Origin of the sequence: Hydrocoleum sp. CS-953, assembly GCF_002260545.1 — a bacterium.
In the GTDB taxonomy this organism is placed as follows: domain Bacteria; phylum Cyanobacteriota; class Cyanobacteriia; order Cyanobacteriales; family Microcoleaceae; genus Trichodesmium.
The window spans coordinates 1-5752 of record NZ_LGSU01000971.1 but is presented as its reverse complement, the minus strand read 5'-3'; the positions used below and the strand labels follow the sequence as shown (position 1 = coordinate 5752).

6 protein-coding genes and 1 pseudogene are annotated in these 5752 nt (G+C 35.1%); 1 reads left to right on the top strand and 6 read right to left on the bottom strand.

Annotation, left to right across the window (positions count from 1 at the left end; genetic code table 11):
- Positions 1–611 precede the first annotated feature (611 nt).
- Positions 612–1061, bottom strand: coding sequence for a WG repeat-containing protein (locus AFK68_RS45090; protein ID WP_371357377.1), 450 nt, complete (start codon positions 1059–1061; stop codon positions 612–614).
- A gap of 56 nt (positions 1062–1117) precedes the next feature.
- A partial coding sequence (locus AFK68_RS43440) for a WG repeat-containing protein (RefSeq protein ID WP_256386550.1) occupies positions 1118–1872 on the bottom strand: 755 nt, incomplete at its 3' end.
- Positions 1873–2657: 785 nt separating this feature from the next.
- On the opposite strand from AFK68_RS43440, the gene AFK68_RS13625 reads away from it, so the two are divergent.
- Entirely contained in the window at positions 2658–3071 is a 414-nt protein-coding gene (locus AFK68_RS13625; protein ID WP_094673272.1) for a hypothetical protein, read from the top strand.
- Between the two features lie 261 nt (positions 3072–3332).
- On the opposite strand, the gene AFK68_RS13620 is transcribed toward AFK68_RS13625, so the two are convergent.
- The 4 genes and pseudogenes from AFK68_RS13620 to AFK68_RS34975 form a co-directional block, all read right to left on the bottom strand.
- The gene (locus AFK68_RS13620) at positions 3333–4745 is read right to left on the bottom strand and encodes a (Fe-S)-binding protein (protein ID WP_094673271.1); all 1413 of its coding nucleotides are present in this window, start codon (positions 4743–4745) and stop codon (positions 3333–3335) included.
- A gap of 197 nt (positions 4746–4942) precedes the next feature.
- A pseudogene (locus AFK68_RS13615) lies at positions 4943–5317 on the bottom strand (4-Cys prefix domain-containing protein); the annotation flags it as partial.
- A 111-nt stretch (positions 5318–5428) separates the two neighbouring features.
- Complete coding sequence (locus tag AFK68_RS36775) at positions 5429–5572, bottom strand: hypothetical protein (protein ID WP_168186459.1); 144 nt, start codon at positions 5570–5572, stop codon at positions 5429–5431.
- Positions 5573–5659: 87 nt separating this feature from the next.
- Positions 5660–5752 (bottom strand): FAD-linked oxidase C-terminal domain-containing protein (locus tag AFK68_RS34975; protein WP_143437850.1); only part of this gene is annotated, 93 nt, incomplete at its 5' end.

Here is a 5752-nt window from a genome sequence, read left to right as displayed (position 1 = left end):
GTGTGGGAACTGTGGGGAGTGTGGGAACTGTGGGGAGTGTGGGAACTGTGGGGAGTGTAGGAAAAAAATATATATTCTCACCATTACGGGAGCAGGAGAACCAAAAAGACTAAGCATCTTTAGTCTCGTTGTAGCACTAACCACACTCATAGATAGGGCTTGCTGATTACATCTAAAAGCATTGACAGATAAAGGTAAGTGCATTTTTAGGTCTGAAATACCTTGGTTTTCAGCTCTTGATGCTCAAAAAGGAGCGCATTTCTAGCGCATAGTTGGGCCAAAAAATTACTCCCGTAGGGACGTTGCATGCAACGTCCCTACCTACTCCCCGGCTTCCTTACTCCTTAAAAAAGACTTTTTCAGCAAACCCTAGATATATTTAGGCGTGGTTAGCATAACTATAGCGCTATGGGCAAGTTAGAGTTAATGAGGTACAAAGTTTCAGAACTTTAGGGAATAGGAAATAGAAATTATACCAAATTCAAAAAAGGCAGTTACATCTTAAAATTTGTGATTTATTCCGACAATAAAAAATTATAACTTCCATAAATCCTAAAAAGAAAACATTTTTTCCTCTTTTTTATTTATGTTTTTTCCTGTCCCCTGTTCCCTCAATTATTTACATTCCAGACAAACCTACCAATTTTATCTATGTAACCCTTTTTGTCCTCTACCCATGCCTCTGCAATACCATTAGAAAAGGCAAAAGCATTATCAAACTCAGGCTCAATAACCATCTCATTGGCAGCATTAATATAGCCATATTTGTCATCTATCCTGACTTCTGCTAGACCTTCGGAAAAATTGCCTGCAAAATCATACTCCGGTTGAATAACTCTCTTGCCTGAAACATCTATATAGCCATACTTATCATCAATTTTAACTGCTGCTAAACCCTCAGAAAAATCTTGAGTAAATTCAAACTTTGCTCTAATGACTTCTGTGCCATTTTTATCAATATACCCCCAGCGATCGCCAATTTGAATTCTCGCTAAACCATTAATAAAATCTCCAGCAAAATCATATTTGGTCTCAATGACTACTTCTCCACTCCGATCTATATATCCATATTCATAAGCAGCACCGACCCTTACAGCAGCTAACCCGTCAACAAAGNAATTCAAACTTTGCTCTAATGACTTCTGTGCCATTTTTATCAATATACCCCCAGCGATCGCCAATTTGAATTCTCGCTAAACCATTAATAAAATCTCCAGCAAAATCATATTTGGTCTCAATGACTACTTCTCCACTCCGATCTATATATCCATATTCATAAGCAGCACCGACCCTTACAGCAGCTAACCCGTCAACAAAGAAACCCCGCCCTGTTTGTCCTCCATATTCTGGCTTAATTACTATTTTGCCAGTTTGATCGATATAACCCCACTTACCATCAATTGTTACTCGTGCTAACCCTTCAGAAAAATAGACCGCATCTTCAAATTGTGGTTGAATTACCATTTCTCCATTCTTGTTAATATAACCCCATCTTTCTCCAAGTTTTTTGACTGGTGCCAATCCTTGGGAAAAACGTAAAACAGAATCAAATTCTGGCTTAATAACTATTTCTCCTTTTTCATTGATATAACCCCATCTTTCTCCAATTTTTACTGCTGCTAATCCTTCTGAGAAATCTTTTACCCGATCAAATCTTGGTCGAATCAAGATTTTGCCCGTCTTATTGATATACCCATATTTTCCATTTTGCTCGATCGGAAATACTTGTCTTTGTTCTTTTTGTTTGATAGGAGATGCTGTGGATGTTGGCGATGGAGGTGGGTCAATTAATTCCTGAATTTCCTTAACAGCGTTACAGGATGTTAAACCTAAAATAGCTAGACTTATAAATAAAAATAGAGAGCGGTTCATTTTGTAAAATTTTCCTCCAGTTTCCAACTAACAAATTATCTCAGGACTTATACCGTTTCACGCAAGTCAAAAGTCAAAAGTCATACATCGAGTGCGTAATTCTGAGGTCCCCTACGGGGCGTATAGAGTACGGAAGTAATTCCGCACACAGCCCCTCCAGAATATAAGACGCACTCAAGACAGTCAAAAGTAAGATTTTATGGAATTACTGGACAATAAGCAACTCTTTCAGGAAAGTTGGACGTTATTTGTCAAAAGTTTTGATTGTATTGTCAAATGACAAATAGCTAATCTAAGGTCTTCAACTTGATCAAAACTTCATAAATCGGCGATCGCTGGCAATTTGTTGTAAATCTTAGTCTCAAACTTGCTCCAAGTATTTGCAACTGTATAAATATTTTCGGNAATCTAAGGTCTTCAACTTGATCAAAACTTCATAAATCGGCGATCGCTGGCAATTTGTTGTAAATCTTAGTCTCAAACTTGCTCCAAGTATTTGCAACTGTATAAATATAATTGTAAATTATTAAGATTTTATAAAATTTACTTAAATCTACGGTTGTGTCAATTTATATTTAACGGTTGCTTGATATCAACTCTTAAATACAAGACTAATACTCTCGTGAAAACTTTTGTCTTCTGAAGAGTTTGGATTTTCTCCTAACCTAAATAAAAATTGATATTAGTGATATAGATCACATCAATTTTGTCTTTAATAATGTAAAAATAAATTAACAATTTAAAATTACTTGATACCAACTCTTAGATACAAGACCAATACTCCCGTGAAAACTTTTAATAAACTACTTTTAACTACTGTTGGAACTGCTCTTGTTACCTTATCCGTAGGAACAGCAGAAGTAGCTCAAGCCAAATTTAAGTCTATTGAAGCTAATTCAGAAGCTCATACTTTCTCTGAATTTAATAATAGAATGTCTGAAGGGTTAGGATTTTCTCCTAAGCAAAGTAAAACTTATCATATTAGTGCTGCCGATCGCAGCAATTTTGTCTTTAACAATAATATAAGTACATCAACTATTACTTTAGCCTCGGAACCATCAAGTATCAATAACAGATTGAATTTTAGAATTGATACAAACACAATTGTTAATGGCTTTTTGATATTTAATTGTTTGATATTAATGGCACTTTGTGTGTTGGAGGTATTGTTCATTGTTGATGAAGACTTTTCAAATTGATGCAAATAAGTAGATAGGTTTTGAAATCTGATGTTTAAGCTAATTTATAACAAGTAGTTTCAATACTTTTTTCTCGTAACATAGGTTTTATGGTTAAGATTTATCTGAAAAAAAAGGAAAGCGATCGCTTTCCTTTTTTTATACTTAGGTAGCATTTACTATTTTCGGTAGTCCTGCATAATAATGGTGAAAATATACATTTTTTTTCCCACACTCCTCACACTTCCTACACTCCCTATACCATTACTATGCACCAGCATCCTATTTTCTTTGTAACTTCACTCCCCGAATTGAATAATCTAATAATTCCATTGGGTGCATTAAAGTCATTTTCTTGCCTTGTAATTCTAGATGCTTTTTAATTTGCAAAGAACATCCAGGATTAGGAGAAGCAATTAATTCGGCACCAGTATTTAATAAATTTTCAGCTTTTTGTTGCCCTAACTCATCAGCTATTTCGGGTTGTAACATATTATAAATTCCGGCACTTCCACAACACAAAGCTGCATCTATGGGTTCGCGCAACTTCACTCCAGGAATTTGTTGTAATAATTTTCTGGGTTCTAAACTAATTTTTTGACCGTGCAATAAATGACAAGCATCTTGATAAACTATATTCAATTCTTCATCCTCAGTTAAAGGAGAAAGTTTAGATGTTAACCCAACATTTGCCAAGAATTCTTGCACGTCTTTAACTTGATTAGAAAATTCTTTTGCCTTCTCACAATATTCAGAATCATCTTGCAGAATATGACCATATTCTTTTAAAGTATGACCACAACCAGCAGCATTAATAATAACTACATCAACTCCAGTATTAGCAAAACTATCTATCATTTGTTTTGCCATAGTATGAGCTTGTTCTGTTTGTCCTTGATGTTCTGGCAAAGCAGCACAACAACCTTGACTTTTAGGAATAACAACTTCACAACCATTGGCAGTTAAAACTCGAATTGTTGCCATATTAACGGGGGAGAAAAATATTCTTTGAACACAACCTAAAATTAAACCAACTCGATAACGTTTTTCTCCTTGAGCAGGAACAATAGTAGGATAATTATTATCGAAAGAATCAACAGTAATTTCTGGAAGAATAGATTCCATTGCTGCTAATCTAGGAGAGATTTTTTCCAGCAATTTACTACCACGAATAAGTTTGTTAATTCCTAATTTTTTATAAACGAATAGAGGGATAAGTAAAGGTCGTAATCTATTAGGATAAGGAAACAAATTAAATATGAGATTACGAATTAATTTATCAGGTAATGAACGGGGGATATTTCGTTCTACTTGTGGACGAGTTGCAGCGATTAATTTGTCATATTGAACTCCAGATGGGCAAGTAGTTACACAAGCAAGACAACCTAAACAAGTATCAAAATGTTCAGAAGTTGTTTGATTGAAAGATGCTTCTCCTTTGTTAATAGCATCCATAGCATAAATTCTACCCCTGGGAGAATCCATTTCTTTACCTATTACCCGATAACTAGGACAAGTTGATAAACAAAATCCACAGTGAACGCAGGTATCAATTAATTCTTGGTCGGGTGGATTTTGAGAGTCAAAACTAGGGTTATCTGCTAAGGAGTTTAAATGTGGATTTTGTTGTAAAAAGTTGCTATCTTTAGCTGGAATTGTTGGATTATTTTGGGTATTTATGTCTTGTATCTGCATCTTTTATGTTAAAAGTTTTTCAAACCTAAATTTAATATTATAGCAATCCTTTAATCTTTAGGGTAGAGATATTTAATCCCCCCTAACCCCCCTTGGAAAGGGGGTAACTTCAAAGTCCCGCTGTTAAAGGGGGATTTAGAGAGATTTAAAACTGTAATTTGACTTTCATTAAAAGCTCCCGACTCTTGTAACTCCTATTGTAAATTTTGCCCTTCGATAAATTATTGTACTAAATACTGTCGATTATTCTGGGTAAAATATGCAAAAAGTTCGGGAATTTATGGATGTTTACCTAAACCATCCAAACGTTCAGCTTCTTGAGCAAATAATTCCGCAGCTTTTGATAAACTTTTAGTTCCTTGTGCTTGAGGAAAAAATTGTTTAATGACGCAAAAAGGCTTGGAAGGTTTGTATTTATCGACTGCTTGAAAAGTTCTGCCGAAACCTCCTTGCCTGATAATTTTTATAGGCCAATAACGTTCCGCTAAAACTAATTTTTCACCACAGTATTGACAGAATATTGTGTCTGGTGGATTAAGTTTTAAACAGTCAGGATTTAAACATTGAGTCATTTTCAATTATTAGCTTTTTCAGAGCGTAGTTTGGGTTGAAGAACAAAACCCAACAATAATTTTAACAAAATTTGGTTTCTGCTGGATTAGGTTTTAAACAGTTATCAGAGTCTAGGTTGGGTTGAGGAAAATTTGCGCAGCATTTACCACGGAAAAACCCAACAAAAATAATGCTTTCCAAGCTACATTTTTCGGTGTCTCACTTTTAACTTTTGACTTTTGAATTTTGACTTGAAAAGCTTTGTTGGGTTTCACTTCGTTCTACCCAACCTACTTTATTATTTCTCCCTACTCCCCTGCTCCTTTCTCCCCTCCTCCCTACTCCCCTACTCCCCTACTCCCCTAAATTGCACCCACAAAAGAATGTGGCTTCAGAATATTTTTAGGGTCAAATTTCTGTTTAATTCCACGCATTAAATCAAGAGCATTTTGGTT

Bases quoted from the DNA above. Each gene is read 5' to 3' on its own strand.
- AFK68_RS13620 (WP_094673271.1), bottom strand. From the start codon at position 4,745: ATGCAGATACAAGACATAAATACCCAAAATAATCCAACAATTCCAGCT.